Annotated in this window: 10 protein-coding genes and 1 pseudogene; all 11 read left to right on the plus strand. The window is 38.5% G+C overall.

What is annotated here, in order from left to right; genetic code table 11:
• Positions 1–18 precede the first annotated feature (18 nt).
• The 11 genes and pseudogenes from SNR34_RS04155 to SNR34_RS04205 all read left to right on the plus strand — a co-directional run bounded on the left by SNR34_RS04155 (position 19) and on the right by SNR34_RS04205 (position 22,631).
• Entirely contained in the window at positions 19–1,806 is a 1,788-nt protein-coding gene (locus tag SNR34_RS04155; protein WP_486181201.1) for a hypothetical protein, read from the plus strand.
• A gap of 373 nt (positions 1,807–2,179) precedes the next feature.
• Positions 2,180–3,058 carry a DUF4007 family protein gene (locus SNR34_RS04160; RefSeq protein WP_486181202.1) on the plus strand — a complete coding sequence of 293 codons (879 nt, stop codon included), beginning with the start codon at positions 2,180–2,182 and terminating at the stop codon, positions 3,056–3,058.
• Positions 3,059–3,068: 10 nt separating this feature from the next.
• Positions 3,069–6,545, plus strand: a complete 3,477-nt coding sequence (locus SNR34_RS04165; protein WP_486181203.1) for a hypothetical protein — start codon at positions 3,069–3,071, stop codon at positions 6,543–6,545.
• A 4-nt stretch (positions 6,546–6,549) separates the two neighbouring features.
• Positions 6,550–7,425, plus strand: coding sequence for a hypothetical protein (locus SNR34_RS04170; protein WP_486181204.1), 876 nt, complete (start codon positions 6,550–6,552; stop codon positions 7,423–7,425).
• 85 nt (positions 7,426–7,510) lie between these two features.
• Positions 7,511–8,395 carry a DUF6997 domain-containing protein gene (locus tag SNR34_RS04175; RefSeq protein ID WP_486181205.1) on the plus strand — a complete coding sequence of 295 codons (885 nt, stop codon included), beginning with the start codon at positions 7,511–7,513 and terminating at the stop codon, positions 8,393–8,395.
• A 139-nt stretch (positions 8,396–8,534) separates the two neighbouring features.
• Positions 8,535–10,373, plus strand: coding sequence for a hypothetical protein (locus SNR34_RS04180; RefSeq protein WP_486181206.1), 1,839 nt, complete (start codon positions 8,535–8,537; stop codon positions 10,371–10,373).
• A complete protein-coding gene (locus tag SNR34_RS04185) occupies positions 10,366–11,910 on the plus strand; it encodes a methylation-associated defense system protein MAD7 family protein (protein ID WP_486181207.1) in 1,545 nt (514 codons plus the stop codon). Before SNR34_RS04180 ends, SNR34_RS04185 begins: the two co-directional genes overlap by 8 nt.
• The gene (locus SNR34_RS04190; protein ID WP_486181208.1) at positions 11,907–17,237 is read left to right on the plus strand and encodes an FtsK/SpoIIIE domain-containing protein; all 5,331 of its coding nucleotides are present in this window, start codon (positions 11,907–11,909) and stop codon (positions 17,235–17,237) included. Before SNR34_RS04185 ends, SNR34_RS04190 begins: the two co-directional genes overlap by 4 nt.
• 170 nt (positions 17,238–17,407) lie before the next feature.
• Positions 17,408–18,492, plus strand: a pseudogene (locus SNR34_RS04195) (IS3 family transposase).
• Positions 18,493–18,537: 45 nt separating this feature from the next.
• On the plus strand, positions 18,538–20,637 hold the full coding sequence (locus SNR34_RS04200; protein WP_486181209.1) for a sensor histidine kinase: 2,100 nt from the start codon (positions 18,538–18,540) through the stop codon (positions 20,635–20,637).
• The gene (locus SNR34_RS04205; RefSeq protein ID WP_486181210.1) at positions 20,637–22,631 is read left to right on the plus strand and encodes a hypothetical protein; all 1,995 of its coding nucleotides are present in this window, start codon (positions 20,637–20,639) and stop codon (positions 22,629–22,631) included. Before SNR34_RS04200 ends, SNR34_RS04205 begins: the two co-directional genes overlap by 1 nt.
• The last annotated feature ends 257 nt before the right edge of the window (positions 22,632–22,888 follow it).

The raw sequence follows: 22,888 nt of genomic DNA on the forward strand, positions 1-22,888 counted from the left end.
GATCATCCTCCAGGGTTCGTGTCATTTCAAGGAGGAAGAGCCTTAGTTAAATACAAAGGAAAACTTCATGATGCCACATATCAATCAGAAGGACAGAAATATTCATTGAAAAACTACTTTCAAGAAAAGGTAGGGTTGAAAAGAATACCTCATATTAGTAACTTTATCTGGTTTAGAAACGTAGAAAAATCAAATCAAGTTTCATTACCCCACAATTTTTTATGGTCCAACCTCACATTTGAAGATATGTTACAATTAGCATGTGTAGACTGGCCTCCTAGTCTGTATAGAGGCTACTATTTGTTCTCTGCTTTTGGCAGACAGGGAAATTTTGTGGATGAACTACCTAAATTAGTTTCTTTTTTTTCTACTTCACGTACTGCAGTTGGGCAACCAACGAGGATCCGCCTTGAACGTATGACTAAAACTCTTTTAAAAGACCAACAGTATGCACAAGCGATTGGTAGTAAACTTGTAGTCATACGCGGTAGAGCTCGAACTGGAAAGACTATTGAACTGTTACATATTGCATATGAACTTTGTGAGAAAGATCATCGATGTCTGATACTAACCTATAATAAGGCATTGGTTTCAGACATCAGAAGATTAATTGCACTTGCAGGTATTAAAACTGACATTGCTGCAGCAACAATTGAAGTAAAAACTGTGCATTCATTTATATATGATTTACTTGTTGGATTTGGTGTATATAAAACCTCATTAAATGAAGCTCTAAAAGATTACAAAGAACATTTAGTGAATGAGCTGAGTTCAAAAAATAAAGATCAACTAGAAAAAGAGTTACTAAAATTCGAAGAACAATTCTTCCTAAAAGAATATGATCGATTAAAGGCCGAACTTATAACATATATAAGAGAAGGACTAGTGACTGAGGTAGATGTACAAAAATTAATGAAGAAACAACAAGATCAGGTGGATTGGGATTACATCTTTATATATGAAGCTCAAGATTGGCCCGAAGATGAAAAGAAGATCCTATTTACTATATTTAATACCGATAAGTTTATTGTGGCTGATGGAGTTGAGCAGTTAGTACGCGGGATTCGCCGTACTCAATGGACTCGTAATATTGAACACCACATAAATGCAAAAGGTCAGCGAAAATCTCTCAGACAAAAAGCGAATTTATGTAGCTTCGTTAGAGCATATTCAGATCACTTTGGATTAAACTGGGACGTCGAGCCATCACCCGATTTGCCTGGTGGAAAAGTACGAATTATTACAACTGACTACGACAAAGTTCACCATGAGCAGTTGATGAAGCAGTGTGAAATAGACGGTAATAAACCATATGAGATGATGTTTTTGGTTCCTCCAAGTTTAATAGCCAAAAAGAAAATTGTCTTTAAAAGACGGGGAATAGAATATACCAAGATGGTTAGTCATTTTAGTTTAAAGGATTCATGGAATACTATGGGGATCGAGATTTGGGATGGAACTTCTTCAGATCTACGATCAGACTATCCTAGCAAAGTTGAAGAACATAGGGTTTTGCAATATGATTCATCTCGAGGATTGGAGGGATGGATTGTTGTTTGTATGGAAATGGATGAGTTTTTTGAATATAAATTAAACACTTATAAAGATGATCTTGAAGGACAACAAAGTTTAGCTTTGTTTAGTGAAGAAGAAAAAGCTTTGGAGTGGGTACATCAGTGGATTTTGATTCCTGCAACGAGAGCTATTGATACATTGGTGATACATATTAAAAATCGTGAATCGAGATTCGCGAAAATATTGCATGATATTTCAGTTAATTTTCCAGATTTTATAAATTGGGAGTAACAAGAATGTTGTTATTTAATCTTTGTTAGCGTCGTGCTTGAAAAAGTACTGCAGAAAAAACAACATCAGTTTAGTTTGGACTGCTATGCTACACCAACCGAAAGAGTTTTCTTTTAAAAAGAGTTGAAGAAATCATTAACCAAATTCGAATAAATTTATAGCGTACAGAAATACTTAGGCGAATTAAGAGTAGCTACAGGGAAAATCCAAATTTAAAAAGGCGATTTTACAATAAGAAAAGAAGAAGTGAATTGAATGGGGAACACATGTTTTCTTTTTCAGTTGTCCTTTTCTTGCGTTTTATTGTATAATTACTCCTGGAGATAACTCTCCAGGAGTAATTTTGTATTTTGTGAAGGGAAGATCCATAAATATGGTCTATGCTAGACATCAAAGTTTCTATATAAGAGATAAATGGTTTAGTAAGGGATTGAAGGCTGTTAAGCAAAATAAGAGATTCTTTTTTGAAGAATATGCTTTTGAGACAATTGGCTTAGGCAAAAACATGCTTGAGTCTTTGAAGTATTGGTTGCTAGCTCTTGACGTTCTTGAAGAAAGAACAGAAGAGGGTCAGCGAGTAAATGTATTGTCCGAACTTGGTGACATTTTGTTCGATAGTGATCGACTTCTTCAGAGAAACGAATCGTTATCCATACTTCACTATCATTTGGTGAGGAACAAGAAGGATCTTTCGACTGTTTTCGATTGGTACTTTAACAAGTACAAAGAAACGATGGTTAGTAAGGGTGATTTGTTTAATTCGTTTTCCACTTGGGTTAGCCAAAATGAAGTGAAAGAAGTGTCGCAGAATTCTCTCAAGCGAGACATAGATTGTTTGATCCAATTTTATACGAAAGTACCTGATGTGAATGATCCGGAAGACGTGTTGTTCTGTCCATTCTCCAAATTATCCTTAATGAAAAGCGAACGTTCGGGAGAACGGGACGACACAATTAGGAAAGTCACTCCTGAAGTTTCTACAATAGGTATCTCGTCTCTTTACTACGTTCTACTCGACTATGACCGGATATCAGAGGATCACCTTATTAGTGTTGATGAGATTGTGAATTCTGACAACCTCTGGGGAAGAGTATTTAATTTAACTCGTAATAAGGTTGTCGAAGTCCTAAATAGTCTAACCACCCATGATAAATATCCGATAGAGTACATTAGAACAAATAATTTGGATTATGTTAGAGTGCCGGCGATTTCATCTGTTGATTATATAAAAGGCGAGCTTTTGAAAGGATGACCTACTAGAGATGGCATTCAAGTCAAGTATTAACATTAAATTCGATATTGGAGATGCAGAGTTATTTAAACGTTATATTCCAACACCTTCTCACGCGGAGGCCATGGAAGGGATCATTGATGGGTTCGCTGAAGGGGCTAACCGATCACATATTATGATCGGACCATATGGTACTGGGAAGTCGTTGTTAGCTAACGTTATCGGAAGTATTGTTTCAAAAATGGCGAGTTCTATGGAAGTGGACGCGTTAATTGAAAAGCTTGAACATGTCGACGACCATGTTGCATCAAAGATAAGAGATGCAAGTAAACTAACGATACCTTACCTGCCAATCTTATTGAGTGGCAACGAAGGAAGATTTAGACATTCGATTATATCTAGCATTGTTAAGAAACTCAAAGAGAAGGGCATTGATATTGTATTACCCGGACTGGCAGCAAAAATAATTAAATCTATTGTTTTATGGGAGAAAGACTTCCCCGATACGTATGACAAGTTTCGTCTACGGTTAGAGCAAGATGGGAAGCAACTCAATCAATGGTTTGAAGAAATAAAAAAGCAGAACGAAACCGAAATAAAATATTTTTCGGAAATGTACCCGCTTCTCACAGCTGGTGCTTCGTTTGATATCGATTATGATCATAGTTTTTTGTCGCAGATGGAGTACTTGGCAACCGTTTTACAAGAAAATAACTTGGGGATCTTTATTGTATATGATGAATTCGCTCGATTTTTGCAGGGCCTGAATGCTACAAAATTCAATGAGTCTATGCAAGATATTCAAGATCTTGCCGAGTTGGCAAACAGAACAAATTCGATACATTTTTTATTAATTACACATAAAAGTTTAAGGTCATACTTCAATGCTTCTAATGAAGAGGTGGCCAGAGAATTTCAGCGTATTGAGAAGCGATTTAATCAATATTTGGTGAAAAGTGACCAAGCCACCTTTCTCAGAATTTCGGAATTAATACTGACGGAGAATATTAATCAGAAGCCAGTTATTAGCGATGTAGCTTTCACAAAAACACGTGAAATGCTGAGAAAGTACCCCCTCTTTCCGAGTATTAATCAGACGGAACGAGATGAATTGGTTGTTCGAGGCATGTTCCCGCTTCACCCGGTATCGATCTTCCTTCTGCCGCACTTAACTCGAGTGATCGGACAAAATGAGAGAACGTTGTTTACTTTTCTAGAAAGTCAAGAAACGGGCGGGTTATTAAATCATATAGGCAAAAGCAATGAGTATTATTTAGGCCATCAACTGTTTGATTTCTTCTTTCCCGACTCTAATGATTTTGGGAATGATGATGTTTCGGAACACATTCTTCTTTATAAAAAAGCGATGGCTCGTCTTCCTGAGGAGCTCTTAAATAAAAAATCGGCAACGAACTTAGTAAAGTTCATAACTCTTTGGAACTTGTGCGCAGTACAAAGCGAACAGAAGCTCAACACTGAATTCTTACAATTTGCGACACAACTGAACGAAGATGAACTCTCGGATATTTTACCCGTACTAGACAAACATAAAGTGATTAGGTTTAACAGAGTAAACGACTACTGGGAGTTATTTGCAGGAAGCTCAGTTGATTTGCACGAACGGTTGGAACATGAGAAACAGTCGCTAAAAACAGATCAATCTAAAGAGATTGAAGTTCTATACGATAATCTCGTAAAGAGATTTTATTTTCCAGAACGATACAACGATGACAAGGGAATGACAAGATTCGCTGCAGTAAAAGTTGTCTATGGGAAAGAAATTATTGAAGGAAAGTTGATTCAAGAGACTCAACAGTCCGATCTTTCAGTCTACTATGTTCTAGCGGAAGATGTAGAGACTCACGAATCACTAGATCCCGTCTTACGAGATTTGAGTCAGGAAAACGATAGGACGCTATTCTTCCTCCACTCCAAACCTGTAATAAACATAATACCTGAGGTTTACAATTATCTAGGTTTGGACTCATTGAGAAGGAATAAGACTTTACTAGCGGAAGATAAGGGAGTTAAGGAAGAATTAGAGATCTTATTCAATGAAACCAAGTATAGAATCTCTCAATATTTATCAGAAATAGCTTCGTACGAAGATGGGAGAGCCTGGTACATTGCAGGAGATCAAGTGACAATACGTTCAGAACTTGATGTTACGGAAATGTTGTCCGATAAATGTTATGAGTTGTTCAAGTGTACACCTGTGATTTTAAATGACTCCTTTAATAGGAACGCGGTTACAGGTGTACAAAGAAATGCAGCAATTAAGCTGATTGAAAAAATTATTGAGGATCCACGTAAACAGCAGTTTGGAATTGAAGGCAATGGGCCTGATTATGCTTTGTTTGCAGCCATCTTTAAAAACAATAATAGGCTTGATGAGAATGTCAATAAGTTAGACTACTCTAATATTAGAAATGAATCTTTCGCTACGCTTAGATTAAGACTAATCGAGGTTTTAGAAAGTAACCCGACTGGTAACTTCAAAGATATTGTTGAACTGTTTTCGGCTCCACCGTTTGGAATTAGGAAGCCATTGATCCCTATTCTTTTTGTTGCATTGCTGAGGGATCGTTGGAACGAATTTATGTTGTATCGCAACGGTATGTTTGTTCCCGGTATCGATGGTGAGACGCTCTTTGAAATCATAGTGGATATAGGGGCGGAGTACTACCAGTACGCATACGAGCACATTAATAATAGTTATGTTGAATTCTTTAACAGTATTGAAAAGTGCTTTGCTGATTCGCTTGAAACGCGCTTAAACAACCAATCTAGACTGATCTTTATTTGCGGTACATTATTGAAATGGCTGCGGTCGCTCCCTAAAATTGCGCAAACTTCGGTAAACGTGGATAAAGAGTTTGGAGAATTTAGGGATCTCATAAAGAGGTCGGAGGTAGATCCTCAACAATCGGTCGCAAAGCTATTAATGCTCTACCAACAAAACATGGATAAGTTATTAGCCACTAAGCAATACGCAGAAAACTTTACTGTACTGCTAAAGAAAGAACTGGCTAAGAAGTTGTTGCAAGTTATAGGGGTTAGAGACTTCAAAGAGTTAAAGAATTGGGTCGAGGAACAGCGTGACAACGGTTCTTATTCGATTAATAAGCTGCCAGAAAAAATTCACAACTCTCTTTCCAGTGATAATGAAGATATTTGGATAGAGCATTTTTTCGGAAATTACGTCGGAGTTAAAGTGGAGGATTGGTCTGATACCACTTATGATTTATTCTTTGCACAACTACGTCACGATTTAGAGGAACTAAAGCTTACTGAGCAGAAGATTGAACAAAGCAACCTAAATGTAGTCTCAATCCAACTTAACAATAGTAGGAAATTGATTAATAAGGTCGATCTGTCTGTGAAATCGGCGACTGTCTATTCAAATTTAGAAAGAATGATTAACGCGGCAGGGAAAAATGTGCCGCGGCAAGAACTTGAGTACCTTATCTATCAGTTGTTTGAAAATTACGTAGTCAAAGCGGAGTGATACGATGGACACCCAAGAGAAAAAGGTTGTACATGTGGCAATGTTTAGCGGCGGGGCTGGGAGTGCGTATGTCGCTTATCATATGGTGCAAACCTACGGTAAAGAGAACTGTATTTTGTTTTTCACAAACACTTTATGGGAAGATGAAGACAATTACCGGTTTATGGAGGAAGTATCAAACCATATTGGTTTGGAAATTACGGAGAGACTCGATGGAAGAACTCCAGAAGAAGTATTCTACGACGAACGATTTCTTGGCAACGCGCGTCTGGCTAAGTGCTCAGAAGAGTTAAAAGTAAGGCAGACCATTATCTTTTTGGAAGATGAGCTGAGAAATGAAAGGAACCTAGAACCCATTTTGTATTTTGGGATAGGCCCTCACGAAAAGCATCGGGCTGAGAACTTGAAGGATTTTTATGCTCATTTTCCATTGGAACCTATTGAGACTCGCTTTCCGTTGATCGATTTGTTCAGGGAGGATCTAGACGCCAAGGGGATTATACGTGACGAATGGGGTATCCAGTTACCTCGAATGTATAATATTGCTGAGCAGCTAGCGGATGAAGGAAATGAGAATGCAAAAGTTGTTTTAAGAAATGGTATCAAAGGATTTTCCCACGCGAACTGTGCGGGTAGGTGTGTGCGTGGAGGTTATCAGCATTATGCTCTATTATACGCGATTTGGCCAGAGCGCTATCGGGAACAAGAAGAGATGGAAGAGCGGTTTAGGGCCAGCCTTCAAAAGGATGTTTCCATTCTAAAAAAGAATGGTGGGTCTTATACGATGAAACAATTTCGCGAAGTGATGGAAGCGGAAGGTTTCGAAAAATTCTTGTTTAAAGCAGATGCAGATATTCCTTGTGTATGTTCATTTTCATAACACAAAGCCTTCCCTTTCGCCGGAAATATTCCGGCGATTTTTATTTTCGTGTAATATTATATTGGAAAGAAAAGGGGGGAAATTCATGGAATTTGTAAACAAACAGCAAGGGATAAGTGACGTTTTCGAACCGGCTTTTAATACTATAAAAGACAAGCAGGTTGCTACCTTCGGACCAATTTCATTCATAGATTATTTGAAAAATAACGGAATATCTAAGATGGGGGCAACACCCGCAGCAATATCGATAGATTCATATGAACGTTTACATCAATCTGCAAAAGAAAATTCAGCAATGATTATGAGATTAGGGCAAACACCAGGTGGGACAGGCACTCAATTTGCTTTAGTTAAAGTACAAAATAAATTGGATGATTTTTTCCTAAAAGATGATGAGATTTTTAAGTCAGAAGGAATTGAGTATATTCCGACTGTCAATATTGATCAGTTAAGAGTTTTTTCAATCATGCCGTCTTTAACCGAAAAATCATATGTAAATCTAGGATTCTCATCTGGTTTAATAAGCTACGCTCTCGACGTTGACCATTTAAGACCAGTATTTCCCCCAGCAAGTTGCAACTCGACATTCACTTTTCAATTTAGACCTCATAGTCAACTAAGGGACATATTTATTCATAACAAAGGTCAAGTTGAGATTGACGCCATGTTTCTAGAAAAAAGAGGTGGAAAAGAGACATTGTTTGTTGTTGAAGCAAAGAGCGATACCAGTCACAAATCGTTGGCAAAACATAAGTTACTATATCCTGTTCTCGGAATTTCAAGTAGTGTCCCTAAGACCATAGAGATAGTTCCTGTGTACATTAAAATAAAGACGTCGCAACTTGGGGTCCACTACCACATTGTAGAATGCAGTATTCCGGATCCTAGATTACAGATTGTAGCTTACGATGAATTAGAGATAAAGAAATATACACACCTCATTCTTGATTTAGAGTCAATTGTAATTTAATTTTTGCCTCACTTAGAAGAATAAATTTTCTTGTCAGATCTTCATCGTAATATTAAAAAATATTTATAAAACAGGAACTTACTTGGAAGGTGTCGAATGAAGCAGAAGGACCATTTTCTAATTAAGGCGGTAGTATATAATGACTATAGTTCAATCGGAATGGATTGGGTTTCTCCGACAGTATGGCCCAATTCCGCGTAATGATAACATGTATGATGAAGCGATTCACAGAATCATAAAACGGAAAAATATCAAGCCAATTATAGTTGATGCGGTTTACTTGAGTGAGCTTATTGAGAATTATAATTCGCCTAACCCTAAGTCTGTAATACTCACCGGAACGGCTGGGGATGGGAAGACATATAACTGTAGAGAAGTTTGGTTAGCGTTAAACGGCTCGCTACAGGTGTGGCAGAATGACGATAAGGTAAAGGAGTTAGATCTGCCAAATTCTAAGAAACTTTATGTTATTAAGGATTTAAGTGAGCTGAAGGATGAGGAAAGAGGTATCTTAAATCAGTTTGTTAACTCGGTCCTTAATCCAAATGATGGTAATGTTTTTTTAATTGCTGCAAACGATGGGCAGCTTATTGAAGCCTGGAAACATCTTGGCACCGACCCACTAACTGTACTAGTAAAACAGTGTGTGGAAGATTTGTTGGTTGCTGAAATTAAAGAAAAAAGAGGGTTCAACCTAAGACTATACAATTTAAGCCAAATAAGCGCGGCGAGACTTTTTCCTCAAATTGTGGATGTTGTACTGCAACATCCCGGATGGAATGATTGTAACCAGTGCTCTTTGAGAGAAAATGCTCAAACGGGCAAGACGTGTCCTATATGGGAGAACCGTAATCGTCTCGAAGGGAATAAAGACGAACAGCTGATTCGGTCGCGAGTCACCGATCTTTTGGATTTATGCGAGTTAAACGGTGTGCACCTTCCTATAAGACAACTACTCCTCTTAGTGTCAAACATGCTTCTTGGTCATCCGGAGGCCAAGGATCGACTTATGTCGTGTTCTGATGCTGCCAAAATAGTTGAGGAAAATAAAACATCGCTTGCGAGTGTTTACCGAAATATTTTGGGTGAGAATCTCACAGAAAGACGTCGCGAATCTACTGATGTATTTACTGCACTCGGAAAGTTTGGTATTGGTTACGAGACAAGTAATACGATCGATAATATCTTAATCTTTGGTGAGGACGACCCTGAACTTCTACCGTACTACGAAGATCTTGTGCTAAACGATACATACTACGGTGCCGACCAGACTTTCCGTGCTAATCAAAAAGAATACCTAGAAGGCGTATTAGATAGCGGTGAAAACTTTTTAGAATCACTCCGATCCCAAAGGCAAAGGTTGTTTTTTGTAATCCCTAGAGAAAAAGAGAATGACCTTAAACTTTGGCATCTTACAACCTTCCAATACGCTGGGGAATTTTTGTCTGATGTTTACAGAGTGGCTAAAGACGGCAAAGTAGCTACTCAAATAACTTCAAGGATTTCCCAGGGGTTAAATCGAATTTTTACAGGTCTGTTAGCAAAGAACAATGATGAGTTGATTTTGGCTACGTCTGGAAGTCACTCTCAAGCAAAGGTAAGTAGAATTTTTGAAGAAAGTATTTCGGTACCGAAAAAACGCGGGGAAAGCATGCAGATCCGAATGAATGTAAATGGCAAGCTCGTGATAGAAGTGAAGTTATCATCTTCTGTTGCTACAGTTGAACTACCGCTCCAGTTGGTTCGCTATGAGTTTCTTTCTCGGGTTGCCGAGGGTGCATTGCCGGGGAGTTTTTCCAGGGAATGTTATGAAGATATCCTGGGTTTTAAAAGCAAGCTTCTTAAAAGATTAGAGGAGCGCCGTAGAATAGATGAAGAAGAATCGGATGATGAAAGTGATTTATCCTTTAGAATCATTCGATTAAATCAAGACGGCTTGATTGACGACAGAATCGTGGAGGTTAACTACGATGAATAATGAAAGACTTCCGCGCTCGACAAAAGTTGACGCAGATATGTGGGTAGATGAGGCGATCTGGGGCCACAGATTATATGATGAGCAAACCCCATGGCTTTGTTTTATGGAATTTTTAAATGTCCTTCAATCTGAACTTGAGTCTGGCCAAGCATTTGTTGAATCCGAACCAAACAAATTGGCGTATTCACCCAAGTCAAGACTCTACTTACGGAACATCTTGTTTAATAACCCTCAATTAACTCTAATATCAAGTAAGTATAGATATGATGATAAAGAAGCCTGGTTACAGTGGTACGAGGTTATGGGAAAGGGACAAGCTGGTATCGTTAACGCTGACTTTAAATACCTAGAGAAAAGGTTCTCGAACTTTGGGGATTTCGCTTCGGTGATTCAGTTTCTTCGAGAAACAACAATTGAGGGCGAGAACAACAAACGGTGGAGTTCACAATTCATTTTTCCATACGGGCCGGACTGTTTGTATGAAGACCTTAATGTAAAAGATAAAGGCTTCACGAATGATCGAAGATTTTTTGGTAGAACTGGCGAATTATTGTATTTAATGTTGACGAGAAGCGGCAAAGGGGTTCAAATACTTTCAAACCTACAGAAAAGCGTCTTAAATCCATCAAATAAGTTTAATCGTTTAGTTGCAGCACTAGAACCGAAAGATGCGGTAAGTTCATCTCCTATTCGAACAGGTGTTTATTTGCCTTATCGAGAATTGGCTGACTATGAGTTGCTCGCGGATGATTGGTTACGTTTGTTAGAAAGCAATATTCCAAATTACGATGTTATTCCGCATCTTGTAAACATAACGGGACTTCACATGATAATGTACAGTTTAAATCGGGCGAAGGCCGTCTTAGGTGATACAAACAAACTCACCTTTATATTAGAGATTGTTTCTCCTAAAAAAACAATTATCAGAGAATTATCTTCAGACTCTTTCTTCGAACACAACAATATGTCTCGGAGAGCAGTAGAGACATATATCAGAAAGGTTGTCGAAACGGACTCTTGGAATCAAGTTACAGATATACATGAGGCGATCGCTTTGCTGCAAAATGAATATGCTTGGCCGAAGAATAACAAAGAGAGTGAGGTAGAATCAGCAAATTCACCCGATGATTTAATTAATATGTTTGTTTCTGCAGCAATTAATAGACACAAACAACACGTGGATAAGTTTCACGGTGTCTGGGGAAAAGAGATAGGACTCTCGTCAAGAAGAGGCGCACGAAGACTTCGTTATGCTCCCCAAGATATGCTTTTGAAGTCTTTGGTACTGTGCATTGTTCCGAAAAGAATGGAGTTTCAAGACTTTTTAGATAAATTATATGAGAAATATGGTTTTATCATTGGCGATAAACAGGCTCTTGCATTGACGGAGGCTGGGAGAGCAGATTTAGAAGCGTTCTCAGACAATGCAAGACGACTTGAGCAACGATTGGCAAGTATGGGGTTGCTACGAAGATTATCTGATGCATGCGCATATGTGGAAAATCCCTTTGGGTTTCAGGAGGAGGTCTTATCATGAATCAACTAGAGTTAATTGGAAAGGTAGCGACTGAATATCTTCGTCGACAATTACAAAATAGCCAATCCGAAGAGGGGATCGCTCGTTTCTTATTGGATCGCCTTACTGGAGATCAGGTCACCAATATATGTAAAATGATAAGCCAAGATATGCAGCTAGTCTCGACTATGTCCATAAAAGTCCCCAGGAAATTAGTTGAAGGCGGCGGTTTGCCTTTTGAAATGGTTACTGACGAGAAGACAACGTATTGGAGAAATGCGTCTTGTGATAAGCCTGCAATTTTATTAGCGAATACGAACGATGATCAAGGGCAATCGCTAAGAGATATAACAAGGGTTGGGGCGAGGGATCTCAAAAATAACCCAGATATATGGGTTCAAGTGGCAAGTAACGACCTCCCTCTAAGCGATGAGCAAAAAAAGCATTGGCAAAAAGCGTTGAAAGGTTTGCAAGAGGCAAATGAGTGCAGTCTTGAGGAATTTAGTGAATTTACTGTAAAAGTACGTGAAACAATTGCGGAGAATGGCATTCCTGTTGTTAGGGCGCTTGGTTGGGCGCTACCTGCACTTCGCATTCCACGTGATTCTTATTATTTTGATGCAATCCCAGAAAATGCTTTGGGTCATGCTGGTAGGTGGAAGAAACTCTTTACAGATGCATATAACAAAAGAGCTTGTTATCTATATAAGCAACATCCGAATCGTCAAATCATCGAGAACAGTGAGATTCAGGCTTCTTACGAAAAGGTAAAAAGCCAAATTGATCCGTCTGTTCAGCCCATTATGGAGCTGTTCATTGAATCCAATGTGAGTTGGTCCACCGCTGCGGAGAACCTTTCGGAGTTAGAATGGGAGACGGATAAAGTCAACCTTCTATTTTTCGAATTGAAGCCGATGAAAGTAAATTTGGCAGAAAAAACTCGGCAATTATATGATGATGAGTTTCCAGATACTTTAACGGATGCGGAGATTCTTTATCTAAATAATTTAAACGAACTATTTAAAAAGAAAAAAGCGAAGGAGGCTACTGAGGAAGACAAGGAATTTTACGATAAGCACCGTCATAACTTGGAGACAGACAAGGCACTAAAAGCAGAATGGGATCGTTTCGTTTATGGAAAGGCTATTGAATGTACTGATTTTTTAGTCGGTTTATTAGAGGCAACTGAGCGCCTCTTTGCTCAATGCGATAGTTTTATAGGGGAGAAGGCTCTAAGAATCCGGACACAGAAGACAACGAGTAAAAAAGCTTGGTTGGAACTAAATGAAGATATAGGTATGGCGTTTTGCACTGCTTACAGGGGGCTTGAGAAGTTAACCAACTGGCAAGTGAAATGGGAAACTTATCATTTGTTTAAATACGATGAGTTAGTATCAGAGGCTAAACAGAAGAAAGGCTACAAAAAGAACACCTCAACGGCAAAAGCGGCTATTCAGATCGTATTCTACATAGAGCTTAGTTACCTTGACTTGCAGGGATCAAAGCAAAAAAATGAAGTGAAACTGGTGTGGCAAGGTAACCCTCAAGAGATTGGGCTTGAGCTTCACGATGATTTAAGGAGACTTGCTGAGCACCCTTTCTCTTATTCTAGTGTATCACAAAATCCTGTTAGCAAAAAAGGTAAGTTACAGGGGTTATCTTTGAGCGATGTCGGTACAATACAAGCGGTATTCGGACAAGATAGGGGTTCCCTAGTTGGGGTATATGCAAAAACAACTGACTTGCAAAAACTTATCTTAAATAACCTAAAGAAGTTGCTTGAAGAGGCCAGACTTTCTCAGAGCGATTATGATGCTCTAAAAGAAACGTGGGCTAACTTTTCAACTATATACAAGCAGTCTATAAATGATTGGCTAGTCGATGGTATTAGTTCTGATTCAATGATTGAGCAAAGTGAACTGTACAATAAGTTCTTACGTGCCCTACAAGAGCATGCTTTGGGTGATATGAATCGAATCCATATCGTGCAGCCTGTTTTGGATATTGGGAACATTAGGGTGGATGGAGATAAAAATAAGCCGATGACTATTGTGGCTCCATGGCACCCGATGCGAATGGCAGCAAAGGCAGTTAAGGCTCGGCAAGTCATAGGTTTACTAAACTATGTTTTAACGTCGGACCAAGTTGACTTTGGTGATCAACGCTTGTTCTTTACGGATCTCAAAGAAGAAATAGTAAGTCCGTATTATCCTGAAGTTGCAATAGGGTATAAGGGCCATGAACCGGTGCTTCTTTCGATTACAGATGCTAAGAATGATTACACCTTAATGGAAAGCCCAGTACGTACTGAAGAAGAAATGCAGACGAATGAAGATCCAAAAGAAGCAAGCAATAAGCTTCTTAGCCTAGTTGAACGTTACTTGGATCTTCAACCGCACGAAAAGACGAATCTAAGCTTAGTCTTGTACAACTGTGATTCCACAAGACTTCCGGAGACAATCGTAAATTCGCTAGCCGCAATGCACGAAGTTGAAGATGAAGTTCGCTGTCAGGTGATTTTGAGGCATCGGGATACAAATAAATTAAATGAATTATATATGAAAATGATAGAGAGTACGGATAGTGATGCCGATTCCTTTGTTGCGAGCGAGGTTACCCGTGATTTTATGGCACGCCTTCGTGTAGGAGTCATGGCACATGAGGCTACTGCAATAGACCCCAAAGAGGGAAAGCTAGCTGATATTGTATTCTTGCAAGATGTTATCTCGCGGCAAGCTAACCTTGAATGGGATGAAGTTCAGGTGAGGCAGATGCCAGAATTACTTAATCACTATCCTCCACGGTGGGCAAAAAGAAGGTCTGCGGCGAAGGATGAACTTAAATCCACGGTGTACTTGACATGCCCAAGTCAACCTTCTGTTGGATGGTCTTATTTATCGTCGGTTTATTCCGTTGTAAAGGGAAAAGACGTTAACCCAGGAACATTTTTTTTGCCGGCAAGGCAAATCTCTTTCCAGAATGATAAGGTGAAGGCCATCTTCGATGAAGCTCACAAGCTCGGCGAGTGGGTAGTCAATTATGATCAATTATTAGAACGAAGACAACTTAGGAATCTTGGGGTGAAGGTAATAAAATACCAGCACAATAAATCCCACGGTTCAAACGTTGTTGTTTCGTCAAAATCTCAATTAAACCTTTTGAATGTACTCGTAAAAAGAAGATTGAATGCTTTAGGCCTGGGATTAACTGAAGCGGAATTGGTGCAGCTCACGGAGCGGTTTATTGATGATGCCAACGCAATATCAGGCGACATTGTTCTTCGTGCTGCAAAACGAGGCGTGTTTGCGGGTGAATTAATTGGTGTCGTACTAAGTAAGATGATCCTTCAGTCTGAGATGGGAACAGAACAGGCAGTAGGTTGGTTCTTCCTTGATGATTATGCAAATTGGCTTGGACAAAAAGAAGAGCAGATCGCAGATATTTTAGCGCTTGCACCCAAAATGGTCGGAAATAAGCCGCATCTTCAAGTATTTGTTTCTGAGGCAAAGTATGTTGATGCCAAAGGTGTATCTGAGGCAAGGAAAAATTCTTCAAAACAGTTGCGCGATACCGTCTCAAGAATGGATAACGCACTTTTTGGAGATCCAGGACGACTTGACCGTGACTTATGGCTTTCTAGATTAAGTGATCTGTTAAATGACGGTATTGAATTAGCTCCGAATTCCCCCTTTACTGTTGAAGAGTTACGTGAGGGTATTAGGGCAGGGGAAATTCCCATTGAGATCAAGGGTTACTCCCATGTATTTATGTCTACGTTACCTGACATAGCTGTAGATAGTGAAAGAAATTCCATTACGAATGCTAAGAACTCCTATCAAGAAGTGTTTACTAGGGATCTTGTGAGAGAGTTAGTCTTAGCCTATCATCACGGGAACTTCATCATCGAAGTCAGGGAGAAGCTTGACGAAAGTAAGCCTTGGGAGTTAAGCAATGCGAAATTACCCGCCCCAAGCATCAACTTTGTTGCTGCGAGTAATAATGGACTTGCCGCGGGGCAAAGTAATGCCCCTAATAATTCCGATGACGATCAAATTGAGTTCAACTTTGAGGCAAATGAAGCTCAAGGAAATACAGAGGAAAACGATCTCGTAAACGAGGGGGAAAGAACGGAAGCGGTGAACCCAGAGGGAATGGGACCCATCGGAGAAATGAGCAGTGAAGTTCCTTGGGCGAGTGCTCAGTTAGCAACGTGGATATTACAGAATGCTCAAAGCGAGGAAGAAACCAGTGAAGACCAATCGTGGGTTAGTGAAACAGTAAATAAACTTAGGATGGCTTTGATCAGCTATAACTTGCAAGCTAAAGTAATTGGCCATCGATTGACTCCTAATGCTGTTGTTATAAGGCTAAAGGGATCGGACCAGTTGAAGGTAGATGATATCGAGAAGAAGAGATCAACCCTCCTTACGACACATGCACTTGACGTCATAAGCGTCATGGCCCAACCTGGAGAGATTGTTGTTTCCTTGGCCCGCCCGCAAAGGCAAAGCATATCGTTAGCAGATGTATGGAGGGAAAGGAAGGTTCAAACCAATGCATCCGGATTAAACATGAGCTTTGTTATAGGTGTCAAAGAAATCGATGGGGAATTGCTTTACCTAAATTTGGGCGGCGAGTTCAAAGGCGGAGCTCAGCATGCTCCTCATACACTCATCGCGGGTGCAACAGGTAGTGGTAAATCTGTATTATTGCAAAATCTAATCCTTGATATTTGTGTAACCAATAGCAAGGATCTTGCGCACATTTATTTAATTGATCCCAAGTATGGTGTCGACTATATGCATCTTGAGGAATTACCACACCTTGTCGAAGGCATTATCGATGACCAGAATAAAGCAACACAGATACTAGAAGACCTCGTCGTTGAAATGAATGATAGGTACCAAAAGTTTAAGGGGATCAAAGTAAACAACCTGAAAGACTATAATACCAAGGTATCCGACAGCGAAAAGCTTCCGCTGATATTCTTAATACACGACGAATTCGCTGAATGGATGCTCGTCGATGAATATAAGAGCGCAGTTTCCTCCATCGTTCAGCGTCTTGGGGTAAAAGCACGCGCGGCGGGAATTCATTTGATTTTTGCAGCTCAGAGACCTGACGCGAACGTTTTACCGGTTCAATTAAGGGATAACTTGGGGAATCGGTTAATACTTCGGGTTGAGAGTGTAGGGACCTCTGAGATTTCTCTTGGGGAAAAGGGTGCGGAGAAGCTGCTCGGGAAGGGGCATTTGGCTGCAAGGCTTCAAGGGGAAGCAGGATTGATTTATGGGCAAGTTCCTTTTTTATCTAGTATCCAACTTGCTAATTTAACCGACCTCATATAATAATTGTGTATGACGGATTGTCAAGCCAAGTGCGACAGTTCCTCTGAAAAGGATTCGTGAGCGGTTCCCCACCCCAAGCATTTACATGGTTGGATCGGCTACACTTAGTTGGACAGAAAAAATAAGGGCTTGTAGAATAGAACTATCATATTAAGGAGCGGATCTCTACAATGCCTAAACAACAACGACGCACATTCACAACGGAGTTTAAAAAACAAATGGTAGAGCTCTATGAAAACGGCAAGCCCAGGGCCCATTGTGGAGGAATACGACCTCACTGCTTCGGCTCTAGACCGTTGGATCAAGCAATCGCAGGACACGGGCTCTTTCAAAGAGAAGGACAATCGTTCACCTGAAGAAAACGAATTAATGGCTATGCGTAAAGAGCCTGAGCGTCTACGGATGGAGAACGACATTTAAAGCAAGCCGCGCTGATCATGGGACAAAAGTAGCTATCATCCAGAATAACCGTGATAAATACTCGGTATCAGCAATGTGTAACGTCCTCGAAATGGCCAAAAGCACCTTCTATCATGAAGCGAGGAAAAGCCCAATGAAGATGAGCTCACGGAAGCTATTGTGGACATATTCCACAACAATCGAAAAGTCCACGGTACACGAAAGATAAAAGCCAAGCTTCAGGAACGAGGACTCATCGTCTCTAGACGTCGTATTGGTCGAATCATGCAAGATCAAGGCCTCGTCTCCGCGTACACCGTTGCCCAGTTTAAGCCTCACAAAACGGCCTGTAATGAGGCAACAACGGCGAATGAACTGGGTCGTGAGTTTAATCAGACGGAAGCAAAGCGCTTCGTGGTAAGCGATCTCACATATGTGAAGGTCGAGTATCGATGGCATTACGTTTGCGTCCTCATTGACTTGTTCAATCGCGAGATCATTGGCCATAGTGCAGTTCCACATAACGGTAGAAGGCGACTTGAGCCAAATCCAGTGGTTTCATACCGATCGTGGGAGTGAGTTTAAGAACCATACGATGGACCAGCTTTTAGACACGTTTGGTATTGGCCGATCACTCAGCAAGAAAGGATGTCCCTACGATAACGCCGTGGCCGAAGCCACCTACAAGATCATGAAAACGAAGTTTATTTACCAGACGGAATTCCGAAACCTCCGTCATTTGGAATTGGAATTATACGACTACATCAACTGGTTTGACAGGCACCGAGTTCATGGATCACTGGGGTATTTGACGCCTGTTCAGTATCGTCAAGCAGCCCTTAAAAAAGTTGTCTGATTTAATGTTGACAATCCAATGATTATGAATATAAGGAGGATTGAAATGGCTCAGTTTAGACCAATGGCTAGGATTATATCCCATCTAGGGGAAAGATTAATCAGTAGCGCTAAGGTTGCCCTTTTAGAATTAATTAAAAATTCCTATGATGCTAAATCTAAGTTTGTTGAAATTACGATTGACCAACAAAAAAAAGAGATGATAATTTACGACGAAGGTCACGGAATGGATGGTATCAAACTAAGGGAAAATTGGCTAGTAGTAGGAACGGCTAATCGTCTTGAAGGGAAAGAAGAGCACAGTAATGATGATATCCCTTTAGGTGAAAAAGGGCTGGGGCGGTTTTCTACCATGAAGCTGGGTAATCAACTTCTCTTAGAAACTTCAATGGAAAGATCAAATGAAATATGGAAATTAGAGATTGATTGGAATGAATATGGATACAGAAGTCGAAAGTACCTAGATGAAATCGATAATAAGCTATATCCTGAACCGAAAATGGAACATGGTAAATCATTTACACGAATCACTATAAGGGATTTAAAAGACTTTGTTGATGACAAATGGGATGAAGTGAGTATCAACGATTTTATTATGTCTACTGCCGGAAAATATATGAATCCTTTTTTAAGTTTGCCGAGAACATTTGATATTAGAGTAGTCGTTAAAAACAAATTAGGGAAAACGACTAAAACAAGAGTTGGCGACAAAGACCTAGAATTATTTAAACAAGCACATCATGAAATTGAAGGTTTCTATGCTGATGGGAAAATTAACATTGGGTATGTAATAAGGCGAAATGGTCAAATAGTGGAGTCAGGTACAGATTCAATATTATTAGATTCAAAGATTAGTATTTTAAATAAAGATGAAGAGGGATATGTGGGGGAGTTCTCATTCCATTTTTTTGTATTCAATAGAAGTAGATTGAAAGAAATAATGGGGTTCGAAAGTATTACAAGGATAAGGGAAGTATTAAACAGGTATACCGGCGGACCTATGATTTTTAGGGATGGATTCAGAATATTTCCTTATGGAGAGTCAAGTGATGATTGGTTAGAGTTAAATAAACAGCGTTTTCGTAAAGGAAAGACCAGTATTATTGGAGAACAAACAGCTGGATACATTACAATAAACTCTAATAAGTCGCCTTATTTAGTTGATCAAACCAACAGAGAAGGGTTAGTTAGAAACAAATCGTTTGATAATTTTCGAAATATAGTTTTAAATGTTTTTTCAACCCTTTTAGAAATCCTTATAAGGAATGAACCTAAAGAAACGTCAAAAACTATTACACAAACAGCTCGAGCTTCGGCCATTAATATTGAAAGTCTGGTTACCAAGTTTCAAAAATCGGGGAAAATATCTGATAATGAGGTTAAATTAATATTAAATGATACTAAAAAAATAGAAAAGGGAATCAAAGAACTGAAAAGAAGAGAACAAGCATTAGTTGAGACTGCCGCTATTGGTATGACATCCATGCAGGTTGCTCATGAAATCCATAATTTTTTGCATAAGATAATGTCAATACTATATGATTTAAGAAATCGCAATCAATCTAATAAAAACGATTTTGAATTACTCGAAATGCATCTTAAATCATTGAGAACAATGGTTTCACAAATAGATGAACAGGCCGTTACTCTTAGACGTGCAAAATCATCAATAGATCTAGTTAAAGAACTAAATAATATTGTAGCTGCGATGCAGCCAGTAGCGAATAACTCTGAAATAAGTACGAAAATATCCATTTGGTCGGAGACTAATCAATTAAAAATAAAAGCAAATAAAGGAATGTTAATACAACTTTTTGATAATCTTATTCTGAATTCAATATATTGGATAAACTCTCTTAAACCTTCAGATGGTTCAAATATTGGAAAGATTACTATACATGTAGAAGAAGACGGAAGTATCCTTTATTCAGATAATGGACCCGGTATTTCAAAAACTGACGCTGAAGCAATTTTTGAGCCTTTTTTTAGTAGAAAAGAAAATGGAAGAGGACTCGGTCTTTTCATTTCAAGAGAGATAGCTGCCTTCCATAATATTGAGTTAGAACTTTTAAAAGAAACAAACGAGCTTAATCGATATTATTCTTTTAAAATTGATATATCAAAAACAATAGTGGAGGGAATATGATGAATAGGTTTGGTGAACTTGTCCCATTACTTAATATTTCGAAAGTTTTAGTTATTGATGATGAACTTTTTATTAATTATGAAGAGAGAATAGAGCCTGCAATACAAATATTAGAACAATACAGGAGCTCCGAAGAGTTTAAAAAATTGTTCGTGGGAATTTTGGACGAATTGGAATTTCAAGAGCTTCTAGAATACGGGGACTATGGGCTCTTATACAACGATGAAGAAAAAAGAAATATAATTCTTGAGTTAGTAACACAACATAGTCCTGAAATGTTTAAAGGCAATGCATATCATATATTGGATAAAATTTCAAGTTTATTTAAAGATTTAGAGGTAGAAGGAAGAATAGATCCAAGATCTTCCGGTAAGCATTCAATATCTGAGTATGACCTCATTTTTATGGATTATGAATATGCCCACAATTACACAGCAGTAAAGGCACTTGAAGAACTAAATCTAAACGACAAAAAAATTAACTACGTGGTTTTTGTTAGTGCAAAGGAAACATTTGATGTTACTAATGACACAAGCTATAGTATGGATGATGTGGAAGTACGACAAAAGCTATTCAGAAAGTTAAGAAGCGACAATTCATCAAGGTTTACGGCACTATTAAGTTATATAAATAAAAAAAATACTACAGAAGACAATAAATTTAACCAAGAAATATACCAGACGTTGTTGGAATTTGAGTCAGGCAAGTTAATGTTAGATGCTATAAATTCATTAACGGGTCTACTTACAGATGGTATAGAAGAAGTTAGGAAGAAATTATTATTAACAAATACGAAAACCATGAAAGCACTTATAACAGATAAAATTGAAATTGAAGGTGTGTCTGAAACAAGTTATCTTGTGGATTTTTCCTTAGCAATGGTAAAGAATCTCGTCAATGAGAAAATAGTGCGGTTAGAGGAAATACATAATAACTTAGGAAGGATTCAAGGCTGGCCCTGCGAGATTTGGGATTATGAAACTGATCAACACATGAGAGACTTAAGAAAAATACAATTGCTTGATCAGAGTGTAAACTTCAGATACGACCCAATATGGTTTGGTGATGTATTCGAAATATATTTTGAAGGAGAAACCACTAAGGCTGTTTTAATTTCCCAAATTTGTGATTTAGTTGTCAGGATGTTGAAAAAAGGAGACAAGCTTCCGAATCGTAATGAAGTAATGGGTACTTTAATTCTTCAATCAAAGCTTCCAGGTAACGGAAATACAATGTATAGAAATAGAATTGGTAATGACGAAATATACTGGGATGTTAGAAAGAAAATGTTTTTCCCGACAGAGTTACTTGATTTATGTAGCACTAATGAAGATGGAGATGCTACATTGATTTTTGGTTCTAATATTGAAAGAAAGTTCTCGTGGAGTAACCATCATCTAACCTATATGAAAGAGTTAATTAAAAGTAAAGAAGAGACTTATTCCACATTAAATAATGGTGAGCAATATGTATATTATAATGGTATGTCATATAAAATGAATAAAGATTCCCAGAAGGTTAGTTTTTATATAAAAAGAATCGGTAGACTAGACAACAATGTTACCAATCATATTGTTAATCTTTATGTTAATGCTCAAACACGTGTACCACTTCCCCTTGATCCTTCTAAAGACTTGTTAGATTTAAAGGAGATGGAAGTCCACTATAATGGTCAAAAAAATGAAGATATAAAGATTTATTATTATAATAAAAATACGTATGTAGACTTGCTTACTATTGAATCAGAAATAGCGAAGGTTAATAGTGATATAGGTGAACAATTTAGTAATCGAATACAAGCTGTAAGAAGCGTAGTCGCCCCAGAGCACTTCTTACTTAATGATCAACTAGAAGACAAAAGATTATTAGCTGTAGTACCGTCAGTCAATGAAGTTTTGCTTAAACAACTTGGATTAAAAATATCAACCAAGGATATGAAAGCGACGATCAACCTAGAAAAAATAATTGAAGCCGCAGCAACTATAGAAGAGTAACTTAGACTTAGTAGAATAGATGAAGCTGTTAACAACGTAAAGCAAATTGTTAACGCATTGTTGACAAACATCGTCAACAAACAGCCAAACCTAAACAAAATGAATAATACGCGTTGGTTAAAATCCTTATATATCAAGGGTTTTAACCAACTAATACAGCTTTCAAACAACTCCAACATGTTCCCGCATACGGTGCATGTGGAATCGGTAGCGGTGTTGATATGGAATGAAACAGAGCACTAGAAAGAGAGCAATGT

This window comes from Paenibacillus sp. XP01 (assembly GCF_057364885.1).

What these genes read in the sequence shown, in the direction of transcription:
- SNR34_RS04160 (WP_486181202.1), top strand. Translation starts at nt 2,180, where the DNA reads ATGGTCTATGCTAGACATCAAAGTTTCTATATAAGAGATAAATGGTTT.
- SNR34_RS04165 (WP_486181203.1), top strand. Translation starts at nt 3,069, where the DNA reads ATGGCATTCAAGTCAAGTATTAACATTAAATTCGATATTGGAGATGCA.
- SNR34_RS04170 (WP_486181204.1), top strand. Translation starts at nt 6,550, where the DNA reads ATGGACACCCAAGAGAAAAAGGTTGTACATGTGGCAATGTTTAGCGGC.
- SNR34_RS04175 (WP_486181205.1), top strand. Translation starts at nt 7,511, where the DNA reads ATGGAATTTGTAAACAAACAGCAAGGGATAAGTGACGTTTTCGAACCG.
- SNR34_RS04180 (WP_486181206.1), top strand. Translation starts at nt 8,535, where the DNA reads ATGACTATAGTTCAATCGGAATGGATTGGGTTTCTCCGACAGTATGGC.
- SNR34_RS04185 (WP_486181207.1), top strand. Translation starts at nt 10,366, where the DNA reads ATGAATAATGAAAGACTTCCGCGCTCGACAAAAGTTGACGCAGATATG.
- SNR34_RS04190 (WP_486181208.1), top strand. Translation starts at nt 11,907, where the DNA reads ATGAATCAACTAGAGTTAATTGGAAAGGTAGCGACTGAATATCTTCGT.
- SNR34_RS04200 (WP_486181209.1), top strand. Translation starts at nt 18,538, where the DNA reads ATGGCTCAGTTTAGACCAATGGCTAGGATTATATCCCATCTAGGGGAA.
- SNR34_RS04205 (WP_486181210.1), top strand. Translation starts at nt 20,637, where the DNA reads ATGAATAGGTTTGGTGAACTTGTCCCATTACTTAATATTTCGAAAGTT.